The organism is Caulobacter sp. X (assembly GCF_002742635.1).
Taxonomy (GTDB): Bacteria; Pseudomonadota; Alphaproteobacteria; order Caulobacterales; family Caulobacteraceae; genus Caulobacter.
Genome location: NZ_PEGF01000001.1, coordinates 328,746 through 355,233 on the forward strand (window position 1 = coordinate 328,746; position 26,488 = coordinate 355,233).

At 67.0% G+C, this 26,488-nt stretch carries 18 protein-coding genes; 9 read left to right on the top strand and 9 right to left on the bottom strand.

Features of this window, described 5'->3' with window-relative positions; all coding sequences use genetic code 11:
- Nucleotides 1–2,073 (bottom strand): alpha-L-arabinofuranosidase C-terminal domain-containing protein, encoded by a 2,073-nt coding sequence (locus CSW60_RS01415; RefSeq protein WP_099535508.1) that lies wholly within the window; start codon nucleotides 2,071–2,073, stop codon nucleotides 1–3.
- Nucleotides 2,074–2,369: 296 nt separating this feature from the next.
- On the opposite strand from CSW60_RS01415, the gene CSW60_RS01420 reads away from it, so the two are divergent.
- The 4 genes from CSW60_RS01420 (at nucleotide 2,370) to CSW60_RS01435 (ending at nucleotide 8,849) form a co-directional block, all read left to right on the top strand.
- Nucleotides 2,370–3,410: an alpha/beta fold hydrolase gene (locus tag CSW60_RS01420; protein WP_201723022.1), complete on the top strand. Its 1,041-nt coding sequence runs from the start codon at nucleotides 2,370–2,372 to the stop codon at nucleotides 3,408–3,410.
- 21 nt (nucleotides 3,411–3,431) lie between these two features.
- Nucleotides 3,432–5,327, top strand: coding sequence for an NPCBM/NEW2 domain-containing protein (locus tag CSW60_RS01425; protein ID WP_201722944.1), 1,896 nt, complete (start codon nucleotides 3,432–3,434; stop codon nucleotides 5,325–5,327).
- 130 nt (nucleotides 5,328–5,457) lie between these two features.
- Nucleotides 5,458–7,260 (top strand): IlvD/Edd family dehydratase, encoded by a 1,803-nt coding sequence (locus CSW60_RS01430; RefSeq protein ID WP_099535515.1) that lies wholly within the window; start codon nucleotides 5,458–5,460, stop codon nucleotides 7,258–7,260.
- A gap of 29 nt (nucleotides 7,261–7,289) precedes the next feature.
- The gene (locus tag CSW60_RS01435) at nucleotides 7,290–8,849 is read left to right on the top strand and encodes a glycoside hydrolase 43 family protein (protein ID WP_099535517.1); all 1,560 of its coding nucleotides are present in this window, start codon (nucleotides 7,290–7,292) and stop codon (nucleotides 8,847–8,849) included.
- Between the two features lie 3 nt (nucleotides 8,850–8,852).
- Here the strand turns inward: CSW60_RS01435 and CSW60_RS01440 are convergent, their stop codons facing one another.
- The 7 genes from CSW60_RS01440 to CSW60_RS01470 all read right to left on the bottom strand — a co-directional run bounded on the left by CSW60_RS01440 (nucleotide 8,853) and on the right by CSW60_RS01470 (nucleotide 17,907).
- Entirely contained in the window at nucleotides 8,853–9,593 is a 741-nt protein-coding gene (locus CSW60_RS01440) for a FadR/GntR family transcriptional regulator (protein ID WP_099535519.1), read from the bottom strand.
- Nucleotides 9,594–9,665: 72 nt separating this feature from the next.
- On the bottom strand, nucleotides 9,666–11,255 hold the full coding sequence (locus CSW60_RS01445) for an alpha-N-arabinofuranosidase (protein WP_099537515.1): 1,590 nt from the start codon (nucleotides 11,253–11,255) through the stop codon (nucleotides 9,666–9,668).
- A 198-nt stretch (nucleotides 11,256–11,453) separates the two neighbouring features.
- Entirely contained in the window at nucleotides 11,454–14,354 is a 2,901-nt protein-coding gene (locus CSW60_RS01450; RefSeq protein ID WP_236634195.1) for a TonB-dependent siderophore receptor, read from the bottom strand.
- A gap of 290 nt (nucleotides 14,355–14,644) precedes the next feature.
- Entirely contained in the window at nucleotides 14,645–15,685 is a 1,041-nt protein-coding gene (locus tag CSW60_RS01455) for a LacI family DNA-binding transcriptional regulator (RefSeq protein WP_099535523.1), read from the bottom strand.
- Nucleotides 15,686–15,888: 203 nt separating this feature from the next.
- On the bottom strand, nucleotides 15,889–16,209 hold the full coding sequence (locus CSW60_RS01460) for a hypothetical protein (protein WP_236634272.1): 321 nt from the start codon (nucleotides 16,207–16,209) through the stop codon (nucleotides 15,889–15,891).
- Nucleotides 16,166–17,221: a HAMP domain-containing sensor histidine kinase gene (locus tag CSW60_RS01465; protein ID WP_099535525.1), complete on the bottom strand. Its 1,056-nt coding sequence runs from the start codon at nucleotides 17,219–17,221 to the stop codon at nucleotides 16,166–16,168. The genes CSW60_RS01460 and CSW60_RS01465 overlap by 44 nt, the downstream gene beginning before the upstream one ends.
- On the bottom strand, nucleotides 17,218–17,907 hold the full coding sequence (locus CSW60_RS01470) for a response regulator (RefSeq protein ID WP_099535527.1): 690 nt from the start codon (nucleotides 17,905–17,907) through the stop codon (nucleotides 17,218–17,220). Before CSW60_RS01470 ends, CSW60_RS01465 begins: the two co-directional genes overlap by 4 nt.
- Nucleotides 17,908–18,077: 170 nt before the next feature.
- On the opposite strand from CSW60_RS01470, the gene CSW60_RS01475 reads away from it, so the two are divergent.
- From CSW60_RS01475 to CSW60_RS01495, 5 genes are all read left to right on the top strand, one after another.
- Entirely contained in the window at nucleotides 18,078–19,199 is a 1,122-nt protein-coding gene (locus CSW60_RS01475; RefSeq protein WP_099535529.1) for an efflux RND transporter periplasmic adaptor subunit, read from the top strand.
- Nucleotides 19,200–19,203: 4 nt separating this feature from the next.
- Complete coding sequence (locus CSW60_RS01480; protein WP_099535531.1) at nucleotides 19,204–22,320, top strand: multidrug efflux RND transporter permease subunit; 3,117 nt, start codon at nucleotides 19,204–19,206, stop codon at nucleotides 22,318–22,320.
- Nucleotides 22,321–22,323: 3 nt separating this feature from the next.
- Nucleotides 22,324–23,700, top strand: a complete 1,377-nt coding sequence (locus tag CSW60_RS01485) for an efflux transporter outer membrane subunit (RefSeq protein ID WP_099535533.1) — start codon at nucleotides 22,324–22,326, stop codon at nucleotides 23,698–23,700.
- A 31-nt stretch (nucleotides 23,701–23,731) separates the two neighbouring features.
- A complete protein-coding gene (locus tag CSW60_RS01490) occupies nucleotides 23,732–24,265 on the top strand; it encodes an RNA polymerase sigma factor (RefSeq protein WP_236634196.1) in 534 nt (177 codons plus the stop codon).
- Between the two features lie 217 nt (nucleotides 24,266–24,482).
- The gene (locus CSW60_RS01495; RefSeq protein ID WP_236634197.1) at nucleotides 24,483–25,016 is read left to right on the top strand and encodes a hypothetical protein; all 534 of its coding nucleotides are present in this window, start codon (nucleotides 24,483–24,485) and stop codon (nucleotides 25,014–25,016) included.
- Between the two features lie 110 nt (nucleotides 25,017–25,126).
- On the opposite strand, the gene CSW60_RS01500 is transcribed toward CSW60_RS01495, so the two are convergent.
- Nucleotides 25,127–26,431, bottom strand: a complete 1,305-nt coding sequence (locus CSW60_RS01500) for a DUF5690 family protein (RefSeq protein WP_099535537.1) — start codon at nucleotides 26,429–26,431, stop codon at nucleotides 25,127–25,129.
- Nucleotides 26,432–26,488 lie beyond the last annotated feature (57 nt).

Genomic DNA, 26,488 nt, shown 5'->3' on the forward strand with positions numbered 1-26,488 from the left:
TCAGCGTCCGTCGAGCGGGAACTCGAACACCGTGACCGAGGTCGGCGCGGCCGTGAGGCGGCCGCCCGATAGCTTGGCGGCGCTCTCGGCGATCGTGACTCCCGCCGGCTGGCCGACCTTGTTCTCGGCCTTCAGCGAGGCGCCCGTGAGCACCCACTTCCGCCCGGCGCTCTTGGCCTTCAGCGCCTTCAGATTCAGGGCCAGCGTCTGGGTGTCGACGGTGGCGTTGACCACCCCGATGCGCAGCGCCTTGCCGTCGGGGCTAAGGCCCGCGATCACGTCCAGCGGATAGGTCGGGCTGCCGGCGCGGACCTGCGGGTGGGCCGAACCGACCACATATTTCGGCGCGGGCTGGGGCGATGCGCCGTCGACCGCCAGGGGCGTCACGCCCGCCCCGAAGCGCTCGCCATAGAGCTTGAACACCAGGCCCGTGGCGTTCATCGCCGAGGTTGTCGGGGTTATGTCCATGGTCGAGGCGCCGGTGGTGAAGGCCGACATCGTCAAAAAGTCGGTGTGGCGCAGCATCTCCTGCAGCACCATGGCGTAGGCCAGCGAGGACTTCAGATTGACCTGGCCGAAATAGGCGTACTCGTCGATCGACAGGAAGATGTTCTTGTCCTTCATCGCCGGGAAGCGGGACTGGTAGATCTTCCATTCCTCGGCCTTCATGCGGACATGGTTTGACGGCGAGCGCGCCCACTCCATCAGCTCGATGTCAGCCGGGGCGTTCGGGCGCTCCTCGGGACGGTCGTACCAGTGCTCGGAGATGCCGTCGAAATTGCCCCAGGCCTTGGCCAGGAAGCCGCCGGTCCAGTCCTCCTCGGTCCCGAACTTGTGGGCGATGCTTTCCAGCGTGGGGTTTTCCTTCACGTCGCGCGGATGCAGCTGGTCGGGCATGGCGCCCGAGGCGATCAGGGTGATGCTGGGATCCACGGCCCGCATGGCCGCCGCGAAGTGGTTGTGCTTGATCATGTAGTAGTCGAGCGTGGTCTTGCCGATCTGCCACCAGCCGTAGGGCTCGTTGCCGATGTTCCAGAACTTCACGCGATAGGGCTCGGGATGGCCGTTGGCCGCCCGCTGAGCGCCCCAATAGCTGGTCGCCGGGCCGTTGATGTATTCGACCTCCTCGGCGGCCGAGTTGGCGTCGCCGAGGCCGGCGTTGACGGTGATGTAGGGCTCGACGTCGATGATCTTCGTCAGGTCCAGCCACTCGTCCATGCCGATGTCGTTGGGCTGCATGGCGCTCCAGGCGTGGTCGAACATCGGCGCGCGCTTGTCGCGGGGACCAATCGCCCCGTGCCAGTCCCAGTCGGACAGGAAGTTGCCGCCGGGCAGGCGCCAGAAGCCGGAGTTCAGCGACTTTGCGATGGCGGTCGTGTCAGCGCGCCAGCCGCGGATGTTGTCAGACGGCATCAGCGAAACCGCGCCGATCTTGAACAGGCCTTGGCCCTGGCCGGTAATCTCTAGTCGCGCGTCGGTCGCGTCGGCGGTCGGGGCGAAGCTGAAGTCGACGCGCTTCCAGTCGGCGCTGGGCGCGGCCAGGCTGACCGTCTGCCGGTCGGCCGGTCCGGGGCCCCAGACCAGGGTCACCTCGACCTTGGCGCTAGCGTCGCCCGAGAGCTGGACATAGCCGTCGTAGCGCTTGCCCTTGGCCAGGCCGATCCCGGACTGCGAGAGGCCTCGCTTGCTGGCCGCATCCACCGTAACGCTGGGGGTCTGGGCGCCGACATAGGGCGCCTTGGTGTCCATCACCACGACATCGTCGCCGCCGACCGGGCGCCATTTGCGGTACGAGACGCCGGGACGCCCCTCGGCGTTCAGGGGCGGAGGCGTGTCGCGCGCCTCCGGAACCACCGGGTAGTAGAACTTGCGGTCATCCAGCAGTTCCGCCCAGAGCGTGCGCGCCACCAGCCCGCCGATCGGCTCGATGAACATGCCGTATTCATACTTGGTGACGGCGGCCGAACGGCGTGTTCCGTCGATATCCACCTTGATCGGCGCCGGCGTTGCGGCGCTCGCGACGCCCGTCAATGTCCACGCCAGGCAAGCGCCCACGATCAGCTTATAACGCATCAAACCCTCCCTATTACTCTGTCTATTTTGCTCGACCTTAGGTCGCTGAAGCGTGGCCGGCGAGTCCGATTTTCGGTGAAATCACGCGTTTTACGATCTTAGTCGGCATTCCCGTCGGGGGTGGGGATGACGGAAAGGCGATTGACGCCCATCCGTTTAAGCGGACAAAAGGTAACGCTCACATCGAGATCGCCAGGCGATGCGCCTAGGCGGCGGTCAGGGAGGACAGGATGACGGCAGGGAAGCAGCGCAACTTGAAGCGCAGGACGCCGCGCGGCGGGCTCCGCGCCCTTCTGATGGCGGCCTGCGTGCTGACGACGCCGGCGACCGTCCTGGCGCAGGTGGGCACCAAGGCGCCGCCCGAGGTGGCGGGCGCCAAGCCCGTGACGATCCAGCGGATCAAGGTCCACTCCGCCGCCATCGAGGGCAATCTGGAAGGCGAGAGCGCCGATCGCGACGTGCTCGTCGTCCTGCCCCCCGGCTACGCCGCCAATCCGAAGAAGCGCTATCCGGTGATCTACGCCCTGCACGGCTATTCGATCGGCGCCGAGCAGTGGAGCCGCGAGATTCACGTACCGCAGACCATCGAGGGCGCCTTCGGCAAGGGCGTGGCCGAGATGATCGTCGTGCTGCCCGATGGCAAGACGCTGCACAATGGCTCGATGTATTCGAGCTCGCCGACCACCGGCGACTTCGAGACCTTCGTGTCGCGGGACCTCGTCGCCTATGTCGATCAGCACTACCGCACCCTGGCCCGGCGCGAGAGCCGCGGCCTGGTCGGTCACTCGATGGGCGGCTATGGCACCAGCCGGATCGGCATGCGCCACGCCGACGTGTTCGGCGCGCTCTACATGATGAGCCCGTGCTGCCTGTCGCCGCGCGAGCCGGGCAAGATGGATCCCGAAGCGGCCGCCAAGCTGGCCGATATCAAGACGCCGGAGGAGGCGACCAAGCTGCCGTGGGGCCTGCGCGCTCAGCTGGCGACCGCCGCGGCCTGGTCGCCCAATCCCAAGCGTCCGCCGCTTTATCTGGACTTGCCGATCGAGAACGGCGCGGTGCGAACCGACGTCCTGGCCAAGTGGGCCGCCAACGCGCCGCTCGCCTTTGTCGATCAGTATATCGGCGCCCTGCGTCGCTATAAGGCGATCGCTATGGACGTCGGCGATCGTGACGGCCTGAAGGACGACGCGACCAAGCTGCATGAGGTCTTCGATCGCTACGGCCTGGCCAATAGCTTCGAGATCTATCCGGGTGACCACACCAGCGACGTGGCGATCCGGTTCCAGGACCATGTCCTGCCGTTCTTCGGCGAGAATCTCGCGTTTCAGGCCCGCTAAGCGACTTTGGGGAGTATGCGTATGAGATGGCGTTCAAATGCGAGCGCGGCCTTGGTCGCGGCGCTTCTAGCCGCGGCGTCAGTCGCGGCGGCTGATCCCCTGGCGGCGACCGGTCGCTGGAGCGCCTACAGCCGCGCCGCGGCCCAGACGCCGCCGATGGGCTGGAACAGCTGGAACGCCTTCACCAGCGATCTCGACGAGGACAAGGTCATGGGCTCGGCCCAGGCCCTGGTCGACACGGGCCTCGCGGCGAAGGGCTATCGCTATGTGAACCTGGACGACGGCTGGTGGCTGAAGCGCCGGGAGTCGGACGGTCGGATGATCGCCCGCGCCGCCCGCTTCCCCTCGGCGGCCACGCCCGACGGCGCGACCAGCTTCCGCCCGCTGACCGACCGGCTGCACGGCATGGGGCTGAAGGCCGGCATCTATTCCGACATCGGCCGCAATAGCTGCGGCCAGGTGTTCACCTCGACCTTTCCCAATCAGCCCGAGGGCAATGTCGCCGAGCGCGAGGTCGGGCTTTACGGCCACGTCGACCAGGACATCGCCCTCTATTTCGCTGAATGGGGTTTCGACCTGATCAAGGTCGATGGCTGCGGCGTGCGCGGCCTGCCGGCCAGCGACAAGCGGGTTCAGGCCGGTCAGTACCGCGCTCTGGAGCCGATCATCGACGTCGACTCCCTGGGCCGCACCGACATCGTCAAGGTGCGCGAACTCTACGAAGAGGTCGGCCGCGCGCTCGACAAGCACAATCCCGATGGCGACTTCGTCTTCTCGCTCTGCATCTGGGGCTCGGCCGATGTGCGGGCGTGGGGGAAGAACGTCGGCGCCATGTCGCGGACCAGCGAAGACATCTCGCCGACCTGGGGCCGGATGCTGCACAATCTCGACAGCGTGTCACGGCGGCCGCTCTACGCCCATCCGGGCACGTGGAACGATCCCGACATGCTGTTTGTCGGCAAGGGCGATTTCGACGTCGGCCATCTGGAGGCGGCGCGGTCGCATTTCGCGCTGTGGGCGATGGTCAACGCGCCGTTGCTGATCGGCTACGACCTACGCCAGGCGACGCCGGCGCTGCTGGAGATCCTGGGCGCGCGCGACGTGATCGCCTTGAACCAGGATCCGGCCGGCAACCAGGCGGTGCTGGCCTACGACTCCGACGACGTCTCGATCTTCGTAAAGACGCTGTCCAGCGGCGAGAAGGGCGTGGCGATCTTCAACCGGACGTCCGCGCCGCTCGAGGTGGTGCTCACGGCCGAGCAGCTGAAATTTCTGGCCAAGGCCGATACTGAACTGACCAATCTCTGGACCGGCGAGCGGATGAGCTTCCAGGGCGAACGAAAGTTCAAGCTGGAGCCGCGCCAGACCCTGCTGTTCCGCGCCAAGGGGACGCGTCGCCTGGCTGATGGTCTCTTCCTGTCCGAGCAGCCGGGGGCGGTGAACCCGGCCGTGGATGGCGTCGCCACGCCGATCGCGGACCCGATGATCCATCGCGCGCCGCTGCCGTGGCGGAACACGCGCGGCTTTGGTGAGCGCCCGCGCTACGGCGGCTGGGGCGGGGCCCAGGCCGACCGCACGCCCTTCGACCAGGAGCTGGCGATCGCGGGGCGCGCGTTCGACACCGGCATCGGGGTGCTGGGCAATTCGCGCCTTGAAGTGCGCAACGCTGGCTTCCGCCGCTTCACCGCCAGCGTCGGCGTCGATGACTCGGCGGTCGACAAGGCGCGCGCCGTGACCTTCCAGGTCTATGGCGACGGCAAGCTGCTGGCGCGGTCGAAACCGACCAAGTGGGGACAGGCGCCGCAGGCCCTGGACGTCGATATCTCGGGGGTGAAGCTGGTCGAACTGGTCGCGCGGACGAGCGGGCAGGGTAACGCCGATCCGGTCACTTGGGGCGACGCCGCGCTGCGCCGCTGAGGTCGAATTGACGCTCGTTGTCCGGGGATATACTCAGACAAGATCATCCGAAGGATGGCCATCGCGAGCGTCCCCACGGTTTCGCGGGCGCGGACGCGGCGCGCCATCATAGACTCTCGCAGGACTATCCATGTCGTCTTCGTCTGGCGCTCCCCCCAAGCTTCGTTCGCGTGCGTGGTTTGACAATCCGGACAACATCGACATGACGGCGCTTTATCTGGAGCGCTATCTGAACTTTGGGCTGACGCTGGAGGAGCTGCAGTCGGGTCGTCCGATCATCGGCATCGCCCAGACGGGGTCGGACCTGTCGCCATGCAACCGCCACCACCTGGTGCTGGCCGAGCGGGTGCGCGAGGGGATCCGCAGCGCGGGCGGCATCGTGCTGGAGTTCCCGGTCCATCCGATCCAGGAGACGGGCAAGCGGCCGACGGCGGGGCTGGACCGCAATCTGTCGTACCTGGGTCTGGTGGAGCTGCTCTACGGCTATCCGCTGGACGGGGTGGTGCTGACCATCGGCTGCGACAAGACCACGCCGGCCTGCTTGATGGCGGCGGCGACGGTGAACATCCCGGCCATCGCCTTGTCGGTGGGGCCGATGCTGAACGGCTGGCACAAGGGCCAGCGGACGGGGTCTGGCACCATCGTCTGGAAGGCCCGCGAGATGCTGGCGGCCGGCGAGATCGACAACGCCGGCTTCATCAAGCTGGTGGCCAGCTCCGCGCCCTCGACGGGCTATTGCAACACCATGGGCACGGCCACGACCATGAACTCGCTGACCGAGGCGCTGGGCATGTCGCTGCCCGGCTCGGCGGCGATCCCCGCGCCGTATCGCGACCGGCAGGAGAACGCCTACCGCACGGGCCTTCGCATCGTCGAGATGGTCAAGGAAGACCTCAAGCCCTCCGACGTCCTGACCCGCGAGGCCTTCCTCAACGCCATCGTCGTCAACTCGGCGATCGGCGGCTCGACCAACGCCCCGATCCACCTGAACGCCCTGGCCCGCCACGTGGGCGTCGAGCTTTCGATCGACGACTGGCAGGAGAAGGGCGAGGAGGTGCCGCTGCTGGTCAACCTGCAGCCGGCCGGGGAGTATCTGGGCGAGGACTACTACCGGGCCGGCGGCGTGCCGGCGGTGTTTGGTCAGCTGATCGAACAGGGGCTGATCTGCGAGGACGTCCGTTGCGTCTCGGGCCAGACGATCGGCGAGCAGTATCGCGGGGTCCAGATCGAGGACGAGGACGTCATCCGGCCGTTCTCGCGGCCGCTGGTCGAGCGGGCGGGCTTCGTGGTCATGCGCGGCAACCTGTTCAACTCGGCGATCATGAAGACCAGCGTGATCTCCAAAGAGTTCCGCGAGCGCTATCTGTCCAACCCCGACGATCCGGACGCCTTCGAGGGCGAGGCGGTCGTGTTCGACGGGCCCGAGGACTATCACCACCGGATCGACGATCCGTCGGTGGGCATCACCGCCAACTCGATCCTGTTCATGCGCGGGGCGGGGCCGGTGGGCTATCCGGGCGCGGCCGAGGTGGTGAACATGCGCGCCCCCAACTACCTGATCAAACAGGGCGTCCATCAGCTGCCGTGCATCGGCGATGGCCGCCAGTCGGGCACCTCCGGCTCGCCGTCGATCCTCAACGCCTCGCCCGAAGCCGCCGTGGGCGGGGGGCTGGCCCTGCTCAAGACCGGCGACAAGGTCCGCTTCGATCTGCGCAAGTCGCGGGTCGACGTTCTGGTCTCGCCCAGCGAGATCGTCGAGCGCCGCAAGGCTCTGGAAGCGGCCGGCGGCTATGCCTATCCCGAAAGCCAGACCCCCTGGCAGGAGATCCAGCGCGCCGTCGTCGGTCAGCTCGAAACCGGCGCCATCCTCGAACCCGCCGTCAAATACCAGCGCATCGCCCAGACCAAGGGCCTGCCAAGGGATAACCACTAGTCACAAGTAAGAGCTTCAGGGAGGCCGGCATGGCCAAGGTTTTCGGATGCGCCATGCTGGTCGTCGCTTCGGCGCTCGCCTTAGGCGCCGGCGCGGCCCAGGCCCAGGTCTGGCGCTCGGACGCCGGCGACGGGACCTATCGCAACCCGCCGCTCAACGCCGACTATCCCGATCCCGACATCATCCGGGTGGGCGAGGACTTCTACTTCGCCTCGACCACCTTCGTGAACGCGCCGGGGCTCACCCTCCTGCATTCGAAGGATCTGGTGAACTGGGACATCGTCGGTCACGTGATGCCCAGGCTGACGGGCAATCCGAAGTACGATCTCACCGACGGCGGCGACTATCGCCACGGCGTCTATGCCCCGAGCCTTCGCTATCACAAGGGACGGTTCTACATCGCCGTCACGCCGGTGGGCCGCCCGACGCGCATCTATTCGGCGACCGACATCAGCGGTCCATGGGCCATGCACGAGCTGGATCGCGAGGCCTTCGACCCGGCCCTGTTTTTCGACGATGACGGTCAAGCCTATATGGCGACCTCGATCGGGTCCGACGGGACGATCACCCTGCTGACGCTGAACGAGGACCTCACGGCCGTCACGAACGCCCAGAAGATCCACTACATCAAGGGCGCCGAAGGCTCGAAGCTGATCAAGCGCGAGGGCTGGTACTACATCTTCAATTCTATCCCTCGGCGCTTGGGGATGACGGTGTCGCGCGCGCGGTCGCTGACCGGCCCGTGGGAGACCCGCGATCAAATCGATGACAAGACGGGCGGCCACCAGGGCGCCCTGGTCGATCTGCCCGGCGGCGGCTGGTACGGCTTCGTCATGCGCGACGCGGGCGCCATCGGCCGGGTCACCAATATCAGCCCGATGTTCTGGCAAGACGACTGGCCGGTCTGGGGCACGCCCGAGGCGCCTGGCCGGGTTCCGGCGACCGCCGCCAAGCCGATCCTTGGCAAGCCGTTCGTCGAGCCGCCGAGCTCAGACGATTTCACGGGTCGCACGCTGGGCCGCCAATGGCAGTGGAACCACAATCCAGACGATCGCCGCTGGTCGCTGAGCGAACGTCCCGGCTACCTGCGACTCAAGACAACGAAGGCCGCCGAGCTCTGGAGCGCGCGCAATACGTTGGTGCAGAAAGGGCAGGGGCCCAAGAGTCGAGCCGTGGTTAAGGTGGACGCCCGAGGCCTGGCCGCTGGCGACGCCTGCGGTTTTGGCACGTTCGGCAAGTTCTCCAGCCAGATCGTGCTGACCCGCAACGCAGCAGGGCAGGGGGAGCTGAGCGCCCGGCTCGTCGAGAGCACCCAGGCCGGTCCCGTCACCACGCCGCGCGGCGCCACGATCCCGATCGCGCTGAAGGACCTGTGGCTGTCGGTCGAGATGGACTTCGCCACCGACAAGTCGGCCCTGGCCTACAGCCTTGACGGCAAGGCCTGGACCACGCTGCCGGGCGATTTCCCGCTGGCCTATGACTGGCGGACGGGGACCTTCCAGGGCGAGCAGTACGGCCTGTTCTGCTATAACCCGAACGGCGGCGAAGGTCGGCTGGACGTCGACAGTTTAACGCTCTCGAAGCCCTAAGGCTCACATCGCCGAGCGAGTGTCCTCGAGCGCCAGTTCGACGAGAGTCCGCATGGCCGCGCTGGCGGCTTCGGGGTCGCCGGCCGCGATCGCGTCGCAGACCTTGGCGTGATCCGGAACCGGATCGCGGGGCAGGGCGCGCGAGCGCTGCTTGAACTCCGTCGTCCAGCTGACCGCGGCGCTGATGCTGGCGCTGAGCGCGATCATCGCGTCGTTGTGCGTGGCGCGCAGCAGGGCGTCGTGGAAGGCGCGGTCGGCCGCGCGCCCGGCTTCCGTCGCCAGGGTGTGGCGCCGCATGCCGGCCAGGGCGTCCTTCATCGCCTTGATGTCGTCCTTGTCGCGGCGTTCGGCGGCGAAGCGCGCGGCGGCGGGTTCGACCACCGACCGCAGCTCGAAGAGATCCCGCACGAAGCTGACGTCCGGCTCGCTGGCCGAGAAGGCCCAGGCCAGGACGGTCGGATCCAGGATGTTCCAGCGGCTGCGCGGCAGCACCCGCGTACCGGCCTTGGGACGGCTCTCGACCAAGCCCTTAGCGGTCAACACCTGCACGGCCTCGCGATAGGCGCTGCGCGAGACGTCCAGCGCCTCGGCGTTGGCGATCTCGCCCGTCAGCTTTTCGCCCGGCGCGATCTGGCCGGACACGATGGCCGTGCCAAGATAGTGCGCGACCGCGCCGCGCAGACGCCGACCGGAGCCTCTCGTCGACTTGGGGATCGACTTGGTGTCAGGCTCTTCGGTCGGCATGCGTCAGACTCCTGGCGGCGTTCGAGGTTCTATAAGCGCAACCGAGCAAGCCTTGGCAAGTTGTCAGGCCCCTTACGGCTCGAGCTGGACGACCACCACGGACTTGGCCGGGATATCGAGATCAAGCCCCTTGGCGCCGGCTTTCGCGGAATAGGGCTTTGGAACAACGACGCCCGGCGCTTCGAACGTGTTGATCGCGTCAACGCGCGCCGCGGTCAGCACCTGTCCCTTGGCGGAAGCGCTCTTGGCGCCCGCGACATTGGCGGAAATCTTCGCCGGTCGCGACGGATCAAGATTGGTGACGGCCAGCCATAGCTTGCCCTGCGCATCGCGCGCGGCGATGGCGTCGACGCGGGGCAGGGTGACGTCGCCTTGCGTGTAGACGCCCTTGTCCAGGCTGACCGGGACCAAGGTCGCGTCCTGGAAAGGCACGTACATCTTGTAGACGTGATAGGTCGGAGTCAGGACCATCTTGTCCTTGTCCGTCAGGATCATCGCCTGCAGGACGTTGACCATCTGGGCGATGTTGGTCATCCGCACGCGATCGGCGTGGCGGGCGAAGATGTTCAGGTTCAGGGCCGCGACGATCGCGTCGCGCAGCGAGTTCTGCTGGACCAGGAAGCCAGGGTTGGTCCCCTCCAGCGGCGCCAGCCAGACGCCCCATTCGTCGACGGCCAGGGTGACCTTCTTCTCGGGATCGTACTTGTCCATGATCGCTGCGTGCTTGGCGATCAGGTCGTCCATGCCCAGCGTCTCCTTCAGGAGCTTGGCGTAGGCCGTCTCGTCGAACTTGGTGCTGGAATAGGATGGCGGCCAGCCGCCGGTCGTATAGGAGTGCAGGGACAGGCCCTCGATGTTCCAGGCCCAGTCATGCGACTTTTGGGCCGCCATCACCGCCTCGGTATAGGCGGGATCCGCCTGGTTTGGACCCACGGCGATCCGCTGCATCGCCTCGGCGCCGGTCTGTTTGGGATTGTAGTTCCGGACGAAGCGGGCGTAGCGCTTCATCTCGTCGGCATAGTACTCGGGGCGCATCGCCCCGCCACAGCTCCAGCTCTCGTTGCCGATGCCGAGGAACTTGACCTTGTAGGGCGCGACGTGGCCGTTGGCGGCGCGCTCCTTGCCGGCGGTCGTGGCCGGATCGGCGGTCATGTATTCGACCCACTCGGCGGCTTCCTGCACCGTGCCCGAGCCGACATTGACCGAGATATAGGCCTCGCTGCCGATCTGGCTGACGAAGTCCATGAACTCGTCCGTGCCGAAGGTGTTGGGCTCGACCGCGCCGCCCCAATTGGAATTGATCGTCTTGCGCCGGGCTTCGGCCGGGCCGATCCCATGGCGCCAGTGATATTCGTCGGCGAAGCAGCCGCCGGGCCAGCGCACATTCGGCACCTTGATGGCGCGGAGCGCCTCGACGACATCCGTGCGGACGCCGCGAACATTGGGGATCGGCGAGTCCTTGCCGACCCAGACGCCGCCGTAGACGCCCGTCCCCAGGTGCTCGGCGAACTGGCCGAAGATGTTCCGGTCGATCTTGGGGCCGGGCGACCCCGTCTCGATCCGCAGCGGGATCGGCGCGTCGGCCTTGGTCTGGGCCAGCGCCGGCGCGGCCAACAACAGGGCGAAGACGGAGAGGGCCAGCGGACGGGCAAATCGGAACATGTCTTCTCCCAGGACGCGGGCGATCGAGATCGCCTTCTCGCGACGGCGCCAGTTGTCAGCGGCGCTCGGATTGTTTGATGCGCGACGAGCGCGCGTCGGATAATAGTCAGACAAATAGACGGGTCAAGTTGATCGGCCCGTACGCCTGCAACCGAAAGTGTCGGCGCGGCGCCGCATGACGCCACGCCGACTTGCCGATCAGAACTTGAAGCGGACGCCCGCGCGGTAGGTCCGGCCGATGATGTCGTAGAGGGCCGGATTGGCGTAGGAGGGCGACTTGGCCGGATCGCGATCGAACAGGTTGTCGACCTTGACGTAACCGACCACGCCTTCGCGGATATTGTACGAGCCGCCGACGTCCACATAGAAGGCGCCGGGCATGAAGTTCTGGTCGATCGTCGGCGCGTTCGCCGTCGACACCGGGCAAGAGCCGGGGGCGCAGACAACGTACTGGTTGCCGTAGTTGCCGTTGCTGAACCAGCGCTCCTGCAAGGTGAGGGTGAAGCGCTCGTTCTCGTAGCTCTGGATCGCCAGCCACTTCCAGTGCGGGGTCGCGCCGGTGTTCACGCCGGCGGAATCGGTCGGGATCGTTCCTGGCAGGCCCGTATCGGTCAGGTACTCACGGATGTGGGTGGCGAGCGCCCGGAAGGTCAGCGAACCGTCTAGGCCCAAGGGGCGTTGCCAGCGATAGCTGGCCTCGATGTCGAAGCCTGAGGTCTTGATCGAGGCCAGGTTGAACGACTGGACGTTGATGTAGTTCGGGCCGTTCTGGTTGTTCAGATTATAGGTCCCGCAGGTCTGCGGCAGGATGTTGCGATAGCAGTAGTCGACGATCTGCGCCGCCCCCAGGCTCGAGACCACGTCGCGCATCTTGATCTTGTAATAGTCGAACGAGGCGCTGAAGCCCGGCAGCCACGACGGGTTGGACAGCACGACGCCCAGTTCGGTGTTGCGCGCGATCTCGGGGGTCAGGTTCGGGTTGCCGACGACGCTCTGGATCGCCACGACCGTGACGTTGCGCGTCGGGTCGAGGAAGTTGGGCAGGGTGGTCGTGACCGGCGCGGCGAACAGCTCCGACAGGTTGGGCGCGCGGACGTCGCGCGAGGTGACCCCGCGCAGGCGCAGGCCGTCGATCGGCGTGGCCCAGGAGCCGCCAACCTTCCAGGTCCAGATGGTGCCCGAGGTGCTGTAGTCCGTGACGCGAGCAGCGCCGTTGATATTGGCGCGGCCGGCCTTGTCGTTGTCGAACAGCGGCAGGTCCAGTTCTAGGAACGCTTCCTTCACGTCATACTTGCCGCCGCCGTTCTTGTAGTTGCCGGCGTACCAGTTGTTGCCCAGCGTCGAGAGCACCGGATCGGCCGGATATGCGCCGGTGTTCGGGCTCTTTTCCGCGACGCCAGCGCCGTAGGCGTCGGCGCGAACGGTATAGTACTCCCGGCGGTACTCGGCGCCGAACGCCACGGACAGGGGGCCAGCCCAGAGGTTCAGAGGCGTGCCCGAGAAGTTGGCGCTGGCCACGTCCTGGGTCATGCGCAGGCGCTGGAAGGGGCCGTTCTCAGGCTGAACGTAGGCGAGGGCGGCCGCCGAGGGGGGCTTGCCGCCGATGATGTTCAGCGGCTGGCAGCCGGCGGCGCGCGCCACCGGATCGGCGCAGACGATCGCGCCGTTGACCACCGTGGCCTGGATCGCCTGGTTGAAGCGCGGGTTCAGGATGATGTGATCGACATCGACCTTCGTTCGATTCACGCCGTGCTCGTAATAGGCGTCATAGGCCCAAGGCGAGCCAAGGAAGTCGAAGCGGCCCTTCGCGCCGACCACCAGGCGCTCCTGGCGGCGATCGGTGTGGACAATGGTGTTGGGCAGGACGGCGTTGCTGGTGCCGAACTGGAAGCTGGTCACGCCAGCCGCGGCGCAGGCTGATTGCACCGACGCGGGCACGAACGGGTTCGAGCACTGCAGGGTCAGGCCTGGACGGTTCTCGCCATTGACCGGTTGGTTGTGGGTCTTGACCTGGCCCAGGTTGATGGCGGCGTAGATCTCGTTGTTCTCGGCGAAGTCGTAGCCGACCCGGCCATAGGCGATGCGGCGCTCGATCGCCGACTGCAGGGTGCGGCCGGTGTCGACATTGCCCGACAGGTCGCCGCCGACGCAGAAGCCCGGATAGCAGCCGTTGACCGTGCCTGCGGCGTTCTTGGCCGGCGCGCCGTTCGAGCCGTACTGGAACTGGAACGGATTGCCGTTCTGGTCGAAGGCGATGCCCTGCAGCGGACCGTTCGTGATCAGACCGTACTTGGTGTAGTTGTAGGGCTGGGCGTAGGCGCGCATCACATATTGCGGCGAGCCGTCGTTGGTGACGTTGCGGTTGATCATCGTCGTCTGGATGAACCAGTCGCGATCGCCCGCCAGGTCGAGGCCGAAATCGCCGGGGCCGACGCCCTGCTCCTTGGCGTATTCGCCGCTGGCCACGACGTGCAGCCGATCGTTCAGGAAGCTGCGGCCGCCGGCCAGCTGGATCAGGCCTTGTTCGTTGTCGCCATAGGTGGTGACGCCCGCTTGGATGTTGCCCTTCAGACCCTCGAAGCGCGTGTCGGTAATGAAGTTGACCACCCCGCCGACGGCGTCCGAACCGTACGAGGCCGAGGCGCCGCCATTCACGACGTCGACGCGCTTGACCAGCAGTTGCGGGAACAGACTGACGTCGGTGACGCCGGTGTAGTAGGCGCCGACCACCCGCTGGCCGTCCAGCAGCGTCAGGGTTCGGATCGTGCCCAGGCCTCTCAGCGAGAATGAGGACAGGCCCTGCTGGCCGCTCGAGGTGCTGAAGGTGTTGGTGGTCGAGCCGCTGGAGCCCTGCAGCGAAGGCAGCTGTACGATGGTGGCGAAGATGTTCGCCTGGGCGTTGTTCTGGATCTGGGCCTCGCCGATCACACTGGTCGGAGTCGGCGCGGTGAAGCCCGTGGTCTGGATCCGGGTGCCCGTCACGACGATCTCGCTGACGGTGGCGTCGTCGCCGGCGGAGGAGGGGGGCTTCGGCGTCGATTGCGCTAGGGCCGGCCCGGCGACCAGCATCGACATCAGCGCCGCGGCGCCGGCCGACATCAGCGCCAGCCTCCGTAGCTTTGGCGACGATCCGTCAGTCGCAAAATTGTCAGTCTCGGCCCGCGCCGAAGGCAGCGGCGCACGCGTATGGTTCATGCCTGTGGCACGCATTTTCGGTTTCCCTCCCAAGGCGCGCGACGTCGTTGCGCTCGCGCGTTTTTCACGTCGCCGAGCCCCCTTCAACGAGGAACGGTAACGTTACCATACCGGTGGTATTCCGATGCGTTTTGGGAGTCAATACTCCGACATAATGGTTGCTGGGGTGAGCGTAGGGGGCCTAGGTCGTCGATTCAGCCGAGCGAAAGGGGCGCCGTGGACTGACGCGCGACGATCTCGTGTTCGAGGACGTGTTCGCGCCGCGCCGGGCTGTCCGGCGAGGTCCGGGCGATCTCGGCCGTCAGCAGGCCTAGCGCTTCGGCGGCCAGTTTGCGGACCGGCTGATGGACCGTGGTCAGCGGCGGCCAGAGGGTGACGGCGGCCGGCGTATCGTCGAAGCCCACCACGGTCAGTTCGCGCGGCACGTCCAGATGGCGACGATGCGCGACGGAAACGGCCGCCGCGGCCATGTCATCATTGCTAGCGAAGATCGCCGTCGGCGGCGGTGTCGCTTCCAGCAGCTGCTCGGCGGCGCCCAGGCCTGAAGCGAAGCTGAAATCGCCTTGGGCGATCACGGTTGTCACGCCCGGGGTCTCGCGCACGGCGTCCTGGAAGCCCGCTAGGCGCTGGCCGCTGGCCGCCTGATCGGGATTGCCCAGGATGAAGCCCAGATGGCGATGCCCCAGGGAGATCAGTTCGCGGGTCATCTCGTAGGCGGCGCGGCGATCGTCGATCCGCACGCAGATCGCGTCTTCGACGTCATAGGCGCCCACGGCGGCCATCGGCAGGCCGGCCTTGCTGAGCGCGCGCAGGACGACAGGCGACTCGCCCAGCGGCGGAGCCAGGATCACGCCGCGTATGCCGGACGCCACCAGCGCCTTCAGTTCCGCGACGCTGGGCGGCCGACCGCCTTCGCCGCCCTTGAGAAGGATAAGGCGGGCGCCGCGGATGGAGGCTTCCTCGAAGACGCCGGTCAGGAAGTCGCTCATAAAGGCGGCGCTGGGATTGGAATAGACGACGCCGATCCGCAGCTCGGTCGAAGTTACAAGGCTGCGCGCCGCGACGTTCGGCGTGTAGCCCAGTGCGCGAATGGCTTCATTGACCGCCTGGCGGGTCTCGGGACCAACGCCCGGACGGTCGTTGATCACGCGCGAGACCGTCATGGGCGACACGCCGGCTTGAGCCGCGACGTCGATGATGGTGGGACCGCGAATGGCTCCAGAATTCTTCGCCAATCTCGCTCGTCTCCCAAACCGCGCGGCTCCTGGCGCGAAACATCGACCGCCCAGCGAAACGCTGTAGTGAGACGTGTTTTGTAGCTCGCCGGCCTGGCGTCAAGCCTCAGCTGCCGCTATGGGCCTATTATTTCTGATAATATATCTTAGACGATGAGTGTGCCTCGCTAGTCGTAGATTGTGCCTCGCGTCAGCGACCGCAATTAATGGCGCTGGAGCACTCCTACCGCCACGGCCTCGATAATCCGGTTGACCGCGCTCCGGCTGGAGTTGGCCCCGAATTCGGCGGCTTCCGGCCGGAATGGGTCATCCAGGTCGTGTTGGGTGAACGGCCGCGCCAGCATCGACAGCGCGTTTTCGATCGACACCAGCTCGATCAGTTCCTGGTATCTGGCCCCCGCCTCCTCGGCCGCACGGCCCACGGCCGGCGGCGCGGCAGGTGATACGTGCAACTGATCAGGATCATCGCGAATTCCCCCGTTAACACGTCCTCGGCAGCGTGATGGTGAAGGCTGAACGACCATCGCGGCGCTCGTAGCTCACGTGCCCCCCATGGGCCTCGGCGATGCCGCGCACGACGGCTAGCCCGAGGCCCGAGCCGGACTTCATGTCGACGTCGTCTCCACGTCGGAACGGCTCGAAAGCTCGTGCAGTGAGGCTCTCCGGCATCCCTGGTCCTGCGTCGATGACGCTGATGGCGACGTCGGCGTCCGAGACGCGCGTGGCCACCTCAAGGACGCACGGCTCCGCATATTTCAGCGCGTTGTCGACAAGGGCCAGCACCGCCTGCCGCAAGCGGACGGGATCGGCGACGCAGCGACCGCTCGTAAGGGTCATGCGCAGGCCAAAGCCCGCCTTGTCGAGGTCGCGCTCGACCAGACGCGCAAGCCCCTCGATCTCGGACGCCAGGTCGATTTCGACAGTCCGCAGCTGCAGCCGACCACTATCGAGCAGACTGACGACTCTCAGATCCTCGACAAGCCGCGCCAGAGCGTCCGCCTGCTGATGCAGGGATAGCAAGAGCGCCGGCTCGGGCAGGAAGACGCCCTCGGCGAGACCCTGCAGCCGCCCCTTGAGGATCGTGACCGGCGTCCGCAGTTCATGGGCGATCAGGCTGTTCCAGGTGACGATGTCGTCGACGGCCTTCTCAAGCCGATCCGCCATGGCGTTGAAGTCGGCGATCATCTGGCTGGCTTCCGTGGGCGCCGGGGTCGTCAAAGCTGCTCTGGCCGAAAGATCGCCGCCAGCGATCTGGCGCGCGGCCTCGGCCAGGGTCTCCAGCGGCTCTACCATCCTTCGCGCGACCCGCGTCGCCACCACGCTGGCGGCGATACTGCCCAGCACGATGCAGACCGAGTACATCCCCCATTCGATGGGAGCCGGCAGGATCGCGTCCTCGGCGGACAAGAGCTTGGGGGCGAACTGAAAGAGCAACCCGTAAGCGAAGGCGACGAAGATCAGGCTGAGGATCAAGGTCGCCAAGGTAATGCCGACGACCGCTAGGTTGAGGCGTTGCGATAGGCTCTGCGCTTTCATTGGTCCCCCAGGAGGCGATAACCCAGGCCTCGGACATTGGAGAGCATGCCTGGCGCGCCGGCCGCCTCGAGCTTCTTGCGCAGTTTGCTCAGATGGCTGTCGACGGTCCGCTCCAGCGCGTCTCCACCTGACAGGCAGGCGTCCAACAGCTCAGCGCGCGTATAGAGACGCATCGGCGCCTGGGCCATGTGCAGCAACAGGCGGAACTCCGTCAGGGTCAAGGTGAGCCGGCGCGCCCCCTCCGGCGCGTTCACCGTCGCGGTGTGATTGACGGGGTCGACATCCAGCGGTCCCGCTCGGGCCACCGAGGCCGCGTCCCTGCCTAAGGCGCGGCGCAGCACCGCCTTGGCGCGGGCGGCCACCTCCAACGGATTGAAAGGCTTGACGACATAGTCGTCCGCCCCGATCCGAAGCGCCTGCAGCTTGTCGATATCCTGGTCCAGCGCCGTCAGCATGATCACCGGCGTCGAGCCGCGCCGGCGGAGCTGCGCCAGGACCTCCCAGCCGTCCAACTTGGGCAGCCCGACGTCGAGCAGGACGATATCGGGGCGGAGCGCCTGGTGCAGTTCGACCGCCGTCTGGCCATCGCGCGCCGTGACGGTCCTGAATCCCTCGCGCTCCAGATAGCCGACGAGAATCTCCGCGATCTCGCGCTCGTCTTCAACGATCAGAACCAGGGCGTTCACGGGATCTCCAATGCGGCCGCGAGCGGATGGTTAGAGCACTAACCACCCTTCCGGCGGCGGCGCCAGAACCCCTCCACGAAGTCGCAACATTGCCTCCACGGTCACGCAACCGCACTCGGGCATAGGCTCGCGGCGCCTCCGAAGGCGCGCCTTGGGAGCCTGTCTCTTTGATGGACCGCCGTAACCTTCGCCTCGCCATCGTCCTCATGCTGGGCGCGTCGACGCTGGCCGCCTGCGGCCGGGCTGAGGTCGCCGCGTCGCCCTCCCCCACCGAAGTCGCCGTGGCGACCGCGCAAGTCGCGACCGTCACCCCGATGGATGATCTTCCAGGCCGGGTGGTCGCCTTCCGCACCGCCGAAATCCGCCCGCAGGTGTCCGGCGTCGTGACGCGACGGTTCTTCGAGCAGGGAAGCGAGGTCCGAGCGGGCCAGCCGTTGTTCCAGATCGATCCCGCCCCCTATCAGGCGGAAGCCGCCGGCGCCCAGGCCGCGCTCCAGCGCGCGATCGCGGTCGCCGACCGCGCCAGGGCCCAGGTCTCGCGTCTCGCGCCTCTGGTCGAGGCCGACGCCATCAGCCGCCAGAGCTATGACGACGCCGTGTCGGCCAGGGCCCAGGCTGAGGCTGACCTCGCCGAGGCGCGCGCGACCCTGCGTCGGCGCGGCGTCGAGCTCAGCTTCGCGACCGTGAGGGCGCCGATCAGCGGGCGGATCGGGGAGGCTCAGGTCACGGAAGGCGCCCTGGTCGCCGCCGGCGGCGCGGGTCCGATGGCCACCGTTCAGCAGATCGACCAGGTCTATGTCGACGTCCGTCAGCCTTCGGCGCGTCTCGAAGCGCTGCGCGCGATGGCGAGGGGCGGCGCGGGCCGTGAAGTGGAGATCCTGTCGGCGTCCGGCGCGCCCTATCCGCGCAAGGGCAAAATCCTGTTCTCTGGCGTCACGGTGGATCCCGCCACCGGCGACGCGATCGCGCGCGTCCAGATCGACAATCCCGATCGCGCGCTCCTGCCGGGCATGTTCGTCCGCGCCCGCCTACCGCGCGGGCCGATCGACGGCGCGGTCCTGGCGCCTCAGCAGGCGGTGCTTCGCGATAGCGGCGGCAAGCCGATCGTCAGCCTGGTGAACGCCAAGGGCTTGGTCGAGACCCGCGCCGTCGAGGTCGGTGACGTCGTGGGCGGCCGCTATGTGGTGACCCGAGGTCTAAAGGCCGGCGAACGCGTCATCGTCGAGGGGCAGGACCGCGTCGCGGCTGGCGCTCAGGTCAAGACCGTTCCGTTCCAGATGGGGGCGCGCTAGTCCCATGCCGAAGTTCTTCATCGAGCGGCCGATCTTCGCCTGGGTCATCGCGATCGCGATCGTGATGGCCGGCCTGATGGCGATCCCTCGCCTGCCCGTGGCGCGCTACCCGGTCGTGGCGCCGCCGACGGTCAGCATCTACGCCAGCTATCCCGGGGCCACGCCTCAGGCCATGAATGACTCGGTCGTTGGCTTGATCGAGCGCGAGCTCTCCAGCGTCAAGAACCTGCTCTATTTCGAGTCCTCGACCGACACGTCAGGCTCGGCCTCGATCACGGCGACCTTCAAGCCGGGCACGAACCCGGAGTTGGCCCAGGTCGACGTCCAGAACCGTCTGAAGACGATCGAGCCGCGCCTGCCTCAGGCCGTGCGCCAGACCGGCGTCGGCGTTGAAAGCGCCGCGTCCAACTTCCTGATGATGGTCAGCCTGCGCAGTGTCGACGGGCGTGACGACGAGGTGGCGCTCAGCGACTACATGGCTCGCAACATCGCCGATGAGCTGAAGCGCGTGCCGGGCGTCGGCAGAGTTCAGATGTTCGGATCCGAGCGCGCCATGCGGATCTGGGTCGATCCGAACAAGCTGACGGGCTTCAATCTCGCGCTGAGCGATGTCACGGCGGCGATCGCGGCCCAGAACCAGCAACTGGCGCCTGGCGCCCTGGGGGGCGAGCCCACGGTCAAGGACCAGCGCGTGACGGTGCCGCTGACCGCCGACGGCCAATTGCAGACCGTCGAGCAGTTCAAGGCCATCGTGCTGCGCGCCAACACCTCCGGCTCGCGGGTCACTCTGGGCGACGTCGCCCGTATCGAGCTGAACTCGGCCAACTTCAACTTCGCCACGCGCGAGAACGGCCAGCCCGCGACGGCGCTCGGCGTTCAGCTTTCGCCCGGCGGCAACGCCGTGCGCACCGCGGCGGCGATCCAGGCCCGGCTCGACGAGCTACAGAAATCCGCGCCGCCCGGCATGCGGCTGGCCATCCCGTTCAACACCGCCCCGTTCGTCCGCGTCTCGATCGAGAAGGTCGTCCAGACCCTGGTCGAGGCCATGGCGCTGGTGTTCCTGGTGATGTTCCTGTTCCTGCAGAAGGTCCGCTACACGCTGATCCCGGCCATTGTCGCGCCGATCGCCCTGTTGGGGACGTTCACCGTGATGCTGGCGGCGGGCTTTTCGATCAATGTGCTGACGATGTTCGGCATGGTGCTGGCGATCGGCATCATCGTCGACGACGCCATCGTCGTGGTCGAGGCGGTCGAGCGGATCATGGCGACCGAAGGCCTCTCGCCCAAGGACGCCACGCGCAAGGTCATGTCGGAGATGACGGGCGCGATCATCGGCATCACCGCCGTGCTGGCGGCCGTGTTCATCCCGATGGCTCTGGCCGACGGTTCGGTGGGCGCGATCTATCGCCAGTTCACCCTGTCGATGGCCGTGTCGATCCTGTTCTCGGCTTTCCTGGCGCTGTCTCTGACCCCGGCCCTGTGCGCGACCTTGCTCAAGCCGATCGACGGCCACGCGCCGAAGAAAGGCTTCTTCGCCTGGTTCGACCAGCGCTTCGATCGGCTGACCCAGGGCTACGAGCGCCTGCTGGGCAAGGTTTTGCGCCGCGGCGGACGCGCAATGGCCGCGTTCGGCGTCGTCGCCGCCGTCACGGCGGGCGCGCTTCTGGTGCTGCCGTCGGCTTTCCTGCCCGAGGAGGACCAGGGCTACTTCATGACTTCCTTCCAGCTGCCGGCCGACGCCACGGCCCAGCGCACCAGCGAGGCCGTCGCGCGCTTCGAGCACTACGCCCGCACGCGCCCGGCCATCGAGACGACCCAGGCCGTCACCGGCTTCAGCTTCTCGGGCCAAGGCCCCAACACCGCGCTGATCTTCACCATGCTCAAGGACTGGAACAAGCGCGACGGAGCCACCAGCGTCGGCGAGGTTGAGGCCGCGACCGAGGCCATGAAGGTCCAGCGCGAAGGCGAGATCATGTCGGTGATGCCGCCGTCGATCGACGAACTCGGCAACTCGTCCGGCTTCACCCTGGCGCTCCAGGACCACGCCAACCGCGGACCCGAGGCCCTGATCAAAGCTCAGACGCGCCTGCTCGAACTCGCGGCTCAGAGCAAACTGGTGACGGGCGTCTATCCCGACGGCCTTCCGCCCGGCTCGACGGTCCGGCTGGATATCGACCGGCAGAAGGCCCAGGCCCTGGGCGTTTCCTTCGCCGCGATCGGCGACACCCTGTCGAGCGCCCTGGGCTCAAGCTACGTCAACGACTTCGTCAACGCCGGCCGCCTGCAGCAGGTGATCGTCCAGGCCGACGCGCCGTTCCGAATGCAGCTCGGCGACGTGCTGAAGCTCTACGTCCGCAACGAGTCCGGCGGGATGGTCGCACTGTCCGAGGTGGTGACGCCGGTCTGGACAAAGGCGCCGGCCCAGATGACGCGCTTCAACGGCTACCCGTCGGTCCGCCTGACCGGATCGGCCGCGCCCGGCGTCTCAAGCGGCCAGGCCATAGCCGAGATGGAGCGACTGGCCGCCCAACTGCCCAGGGGCTACGCGGTCGCCTGGACCGGGCAGTCGCTGCAGGAGAAATTGGCGGGCGCCCAGGCCCCCGCCCTGCTCGCCCTGTCGATGCTGGTCGTCTTCCTGGTCCTGGCGGCGCTCTATGAAAGCTGGTCGATCCCGCTGTCGGTGATGCTGGCCATCCCGCTGGGCCTGATCGGCGCCCTGGCCGCGGTGCTCCTGCGAGGCCTGCCCAACGACGTCTTCTTCAAGGTCGGGCTGATCACCATCATCGGCCTATCGGCCAAGAACGCCATCCTGATCGTCGAGTTCGCCAGGGCCAGCCGCGCTGAGGGCATGGGGCTCACCGAGGCCGCCATCCATGCCGCCAAGCTCCGCCTGAGACCGATCCTGATGACCAGCCTCGCCTTCGCGCTGGGCGTCGTCCCCCTGGTCATCGCCTCGGGCGCCAGCGCCGAAACCCAGCACGCCATCGGCACCGGCGTATTTGGTGGAATGATCACCGGCACCTTGCTGACGATCATCCTGGTTCCCGTCTTCTTCGTCGTGGTCGTCGGCGCCGCTGAGCGCCTAACCGGACGACACAAAGCCGCTCCGTCGGAGCCCTGATCCATGCGCGCTCTGATCCTTTGCAGCGCCGCGCTGCTTTGCGCCTGCTCCGTCACGCCTCGCCTGGAGTTCCCCGCGGCGCCAGTTCCCGCGGCCTATCCCATCATCGAGGGCGGCGTGGCGACGGACATGCCTGCGGCGAGATCGTTGGCCTGGAAGCAGGTCTATGGCGATCCGAGGCTTCAGGCCCTGATCAGTCAAGCCCTGGACCAGAGCCGGGACCTCCGCGCCGCTCTGCTGAACGTCGAGGCCGCCCGCACCGAACGCGGCGTCGCTCGCGGCGCCCTGGGCCCGAGCCTCGACGCCAATCTGTCCAGAACCCAAGAGCGCTCACCGTCTCAAGGCCGGTCGGACGCCTATGCGGCCAACCTTGGACTGACGGCCTTCGAGCTGGACCTGTTCGGACGCCTCCGGGCTCAATCCAGCGCCGCCTCCGAGCGCTATCTCGCCAGCGAGACGGGCGCGCGCGCCGCGCGGATCGCCGTCATCTCGGCCGTCGCGACGGCCTATCTCGACGAGCGGCTGGCCGAGGAGCAGTTGACGCTGACCGAAGCCACTCTGGCGGACTGGCGCTCATCGCTCGACATCGCCCAACGGCTCAAGTCGGCCTCGCAAGCCAGCGGCCTCGACGTCGCCCAGGCCGAGGGCCTCGTACGCCAAGCGGAAGCCGATCGCGAGGCCGGTCGCCGCGCGCTCGCCCGGGCCCGCAATGCTCTTGAGCTCGTGGTCGGCGCCACGGAGCCGGATTCGCTGCCGCCGCCCATTCGTCTGGCCGATCAGCCGCTCCCAACCCAACTGGAGCCGGGTCTTCCCGCCGAACTGCTGGTCCGTCGACCCGATATCGCCCAGGCCGAGCACATGCTTCGAGCCGCCAATGCCGATATCGGCGCCGCGCGCGCGGCCCTGCTGCCCCGGATCTCGCTGACAGGCGCGCTCGGGGGCGCCAGCGCGGATCTCGGCGCGCTGTTCGATCGCGGAAGCCGCGCCTGGTCGTTTGCCCCGCAGATCACCCAGCCGATCTTCCGGAGCGGACAGCTGCGGGGCGCCGTCGCCTTGACCGAGGTGCGCAAATCGCTCGCCGTGACGACCTACGAAAAGCAGATCCAAATCGCTTTCCGGGAGGTGGCCGACGGCCTCGCGGCCCAGGCCACCTTCGCCAACCAGGTCCATGTCCAGGAGGGCGTGGCCGAGGCCGCCGCCCGGCGTCTGCGCCTTTCGGGGCTGCGCTATCGCGCCGGGCTGGACGGCCGCCTTGAGCTGCTCGACGCCCAGCGCGCCGACTACGCGGCGCGTCAGGCGCTGCTGTCGCTGAGGCGCGACCAGCTCACGGCCATGGTCGCGCTCTACGCCGCGCTGGGCGGCGGTTCGGAGCCGACGTAGCGATCCCGCGAACCGCCTAGCGCGAAATCTCGTGAACGACGATCCACACACCCAACCAACGCCTTCGCTGGTCCTCGCCTACATCGCGCGGCGTGAGGACATGCGCCGCTTCTTTTCTGTCCGGACCCGCGCGGCCCCGGACGTTGAGGACCTGATGCAGGATCTCTTCCTGAAGGTTCAGCGGGTGGATGGCGCCGCCATCGAGAACCCGTCCGCCTATCTCTACCGACTGGCCTCGAACCTACTACTGGACCGGCTCCGCGCTCGGCGACGCTCCGAGGCCCGCGACGCTGATTGGCGGAGCGTAAGCCACACGACCGTGGACGGCGCCGACATCGCGGATGCGCCGGACGCCGAGGCCGCTGTGGACGCTCGCCTGCGGCTTGAGCGATTGACCCAGGCGCTCGCGGAGCTGCCCCCAAGAACGCGGCAAGTCTTCTGGCTGCATAAGATCGATGGCCTCACCCACGCTCAGACGGCCGAGCAACTCGGAATCTCACGCAGCGCGGTCGAGAAACACATGACGCGCACGCTCCAGCACCTGCTCGCGAAGGTCGGTCGATGACATCACGATGATGACGTCGCTTCAGAGTCGCGCCATGGCTCGCGGAGCCGTAAAGCTCGACTTGGCCTTCGTCGCGCCGACGGGGCCGAGGCTCTCCACAAGCCCTCCACATAACCTCCACTCCGTCGCAACGGCGGGGGGCGATAAGAGCTTCGCACCCGAGGTTCGCGCCTCGCGCTGATCCTTGGAACAACCCGCTCAACCCAGGACGAACACAGTGCTTTCTAGACAAGCCACCTTTGTCTCGGCGATCGTCGCCACGATGCTCCTATCCGAGCCCGCCCTGGCGCAAGTCAAAGCGCAGTCGGTGGACGCGCCAAAGACGCCAGGAAAGCCAGAGCGCAATGGCCTGCGCGACGCGCGCGACAAGGCCATGGACATCGGCGCTCAGCCTGCCCGCGACTTTGGCATGGCAAAGCGCGAGATTCCCCCGATCCTGCAGAAGGCGTACGACGCCCCGTACAGCCTGAAGACGTCGGACACCTGCGCGGCGCTCGAGACCGAGATCGTCGCTCTGAATGGAGCGCTCGGCCCTGATCTCGACTCCGAGGGTGCGAACAATGAAAGCCGCGACGGCAAGATGGCGGAAGCCGGCGGGAAGATGGTGGTCAACAGCCTGATCCCCTTCCGCGGCCTCGTGCGTGAAATCTCCGGCGCAGCTCCCGCCGATCGCCACCTCAACAACTTGGTTGACGCAGGCTTGGCCCGCCGCGGTTTCCTCCGGGGCGTGCATCTGGCGAAGGGCTGCTAGCCATACTCCCAAATGCGCATGCCGCCGGAGTCAGGTCTTTGGCTGATATCGCTCAGGCCGACAGTCGCGGCTTAAAGAGCCAGGACAGGCGTCCATCCATCGCTCCGGTCTCAAGCGAGATTGCTTGACGCCAACTCTCTGGGACGCCGAGAGCGAGCGACGAAGTAGAGGCCGGCCAGAACGGTGCAGGCCGCGCCAAAAAGGCTAGTCGCATAGATGCTGGCCACGAAGAAGTGCAGCCAGTCGAGGTCGACCATGGCGAAGTTGCGCCAGATCAGCAGCGCGACGCTGCCCAGATAGCCCGACGCATCGGCGACATAGATCAGAAAGCCCGCCGTTCCGACCTGGCCGCTGAAGGCGACCATGCGGTCGAACAGCATCGCGTTGAACGGCGTATAGGCCAGATAGACGCCCGCGCCCGTCAGGATCATCCAGGTGAGCGGCGACAGCATGTGCGCCTGGAAGGCCAGGGTCGAGACGCCGAGCAGGACGAAGCCCGTGAAGATCACGCCATGCATCACGAGCAGCGCGCGCAGATTGTCCTTCACCAGCATCACCGCGCCCAGGACGCCCAGGGCGATGACGGCGACGGGCAACTCACTGGCGGTGAAGACGTCCGAGGCCTTGCCAAAGCCCAGGGCGGTCCAGATCTCGGCGGCGAAGTTGTCCCGGAAGTCGCGCAGCGCGGTCAGCAGAACATATGAAAGCACTAGCAGCACGATGCCTGGCGCATAGGTCGCCAGGAACGCCCGGCGCTGGGCGCCGTCCATCGGCTGGCGGCGCACTCGAGCGGCCTCGTCAGCGGCGTTCGGCGGCGGCAGCTGGGTCAGCGCCCACACCGACACAAACAGCAACGGCATGAACACCGCGCCGGTGGCGGCCGGCATCCAGAACGGCGAGACGTGGAAGTCGCTCATCAGCCATTTGCCGACCGACTTCACGACGCCCGAGGAGAGGATGAAGCTGGCGCAAAGAATGGCGCCCAGAACCTCGGACGTCCGCCGCCCTTCCATGTAACCGAACACCAGGCCCCAGATCATGCCCAGCGGCAGGCCGTTGAGGAACAGGGCCGCGACGTTCCAGGGCGCCGGAACCAGGGCGAAGGCCAAGAGCGCTAGCCACGAAGCGCCGATCAAGCCGAGGATCGCTCCGCCTCGACGCGCCGGCGCGATCTCCGAGATCACCTTGACGCCGATGAACTTGGACAGGGCGTAGCCCAGCACCTGAGCCAGCACGAGGGCGATCTTGTAGTCGATCGCGAAACTCCAGCCATCAACGGCGCCGAAGGTCGCTGCGGCGAACGGCTTGCGGAAGGCGTACATCGAGAAATAGGCGCAGAACCCAGCCAGCCCCGCGAAAAGCGCGAAGGCCAGCGGATTGGCGCGCTCAAGCCAGCGCCGGGGACCGAATGTCATGGATACGCCCTTCGATAAACTGGCTTGGTCTAGACCACGTACGTGTCGGCTCGATGA

What these genes read in the sequence shown, in the direction of transcription:
- CSW60_RS01500 (WP_099535537.1), bottom strand. Translation starts at nt 26,431, where the DNA reads ATGACATTCGGTCCCCGGCGCTGGCTTGAGCGCGCCAATCCGCTGGCC.
- CSW60_RS01435 (WP_099535517.1), top strand. Translation starts at nt 7,290, where the DNA reads ATGGCCAAGGTTTTCGGATGCGCCATGCTGGTCGTCGCTTCGGCGCTC.
- CSW60_RS01420 (WP_201723022.1), top strand. Translation starts at nt 2,370, where the DNA reads ATGGCGGCCTGCGTGCTGACGACGCCGGCGACCGTCCTGGCGCAGGTG.
- CSW60_RS01460 (WP_236634272.1), bottom strand. Translation starts at nt 16,209, where the DNA reads ATGGTCGTTCAGCCTTCACCATCACGCTGCCGAGGACGTGTTAACGGG.
- CSW60_RS01425 (WP_201722944.1), top strand. Translation starts at nt 3,432, where the DNA reads ATGAGATGGCGTTCAAATGCGAGCGCGGCCTTGGTCGCGGCGCTTCTA.
- CSW60_RS01445 (WP_099537515.1), bottom strand. Translation starts at nt 11,255, where the DNA reads ATGTTCCGATTTGCCCGTCCGCTGGCCCTCTCCGTCTTCGCCCTGTTG.
- CSW60_RS01430 (WP_099535515.1), top strand. Translation starts at nt 5,458, where the DNA reads ATGTCGTCTTCGTCTGGCGCTCCCCCCAAGCTTCGTTCGCGTGCGTGG.
- CSW60_RS01480 (WP_099535531.1), top strand. Translation starts at nt 19,204, where the DNA reads ATGCCGAAGTTCTTCATCGAGCGGCCGATCTTCGCCTGGGTCATCGCG.
- CSW60_RS01415 (WP_099535508.1), bottom strand. Translation starts at nt 2,073, where the DNA reads ATGCGTTATAAGCTGATCGTGGGCGCTTGCCTGGCGTGGACATTGACG.
- CSW60_RS01465 (WP_099535525.1), bottom strand. Translation starts at nt 17,221, where the DNA reads ATGAAAGCGCAGAGCCTATCGCAACGCCTCAACCTAGCGGTCGTCGGC.
- CSW60_RS01450 (WP_236634195.1), bottom strand. Translation starts at nt 14,354, where the DNA reads ATGTCGGCCGGCGCCGCGGCGCTGATGTCGATGCTGGTCGCCGGGCCG.
- CSW60_RS01440 (WP_099535519.1), bottom strand. Translation starts at nt 9,593, where the DNA reads ATGCCGACCGAAGAGCCTGACACCAAGTCGATCCCCAAGTCGACGAGA.
- CSW60_RS01475 (WP_099535529.1), top strand. Translation starts at nt 18,078, where the DNA reads ATGGACCGCCGTAACCTTCGCCTCGCCATCGTCCTCATGCTGGGCGCG.
- CSW60_RS01485 (WP_099535533.1), top strand. Translation starts at nt 22,324, where the DNA reads ATGCGCGCTCTGATCCTTTGCAGCGCCGCGCTGCTTTGCGCCTGCTCC.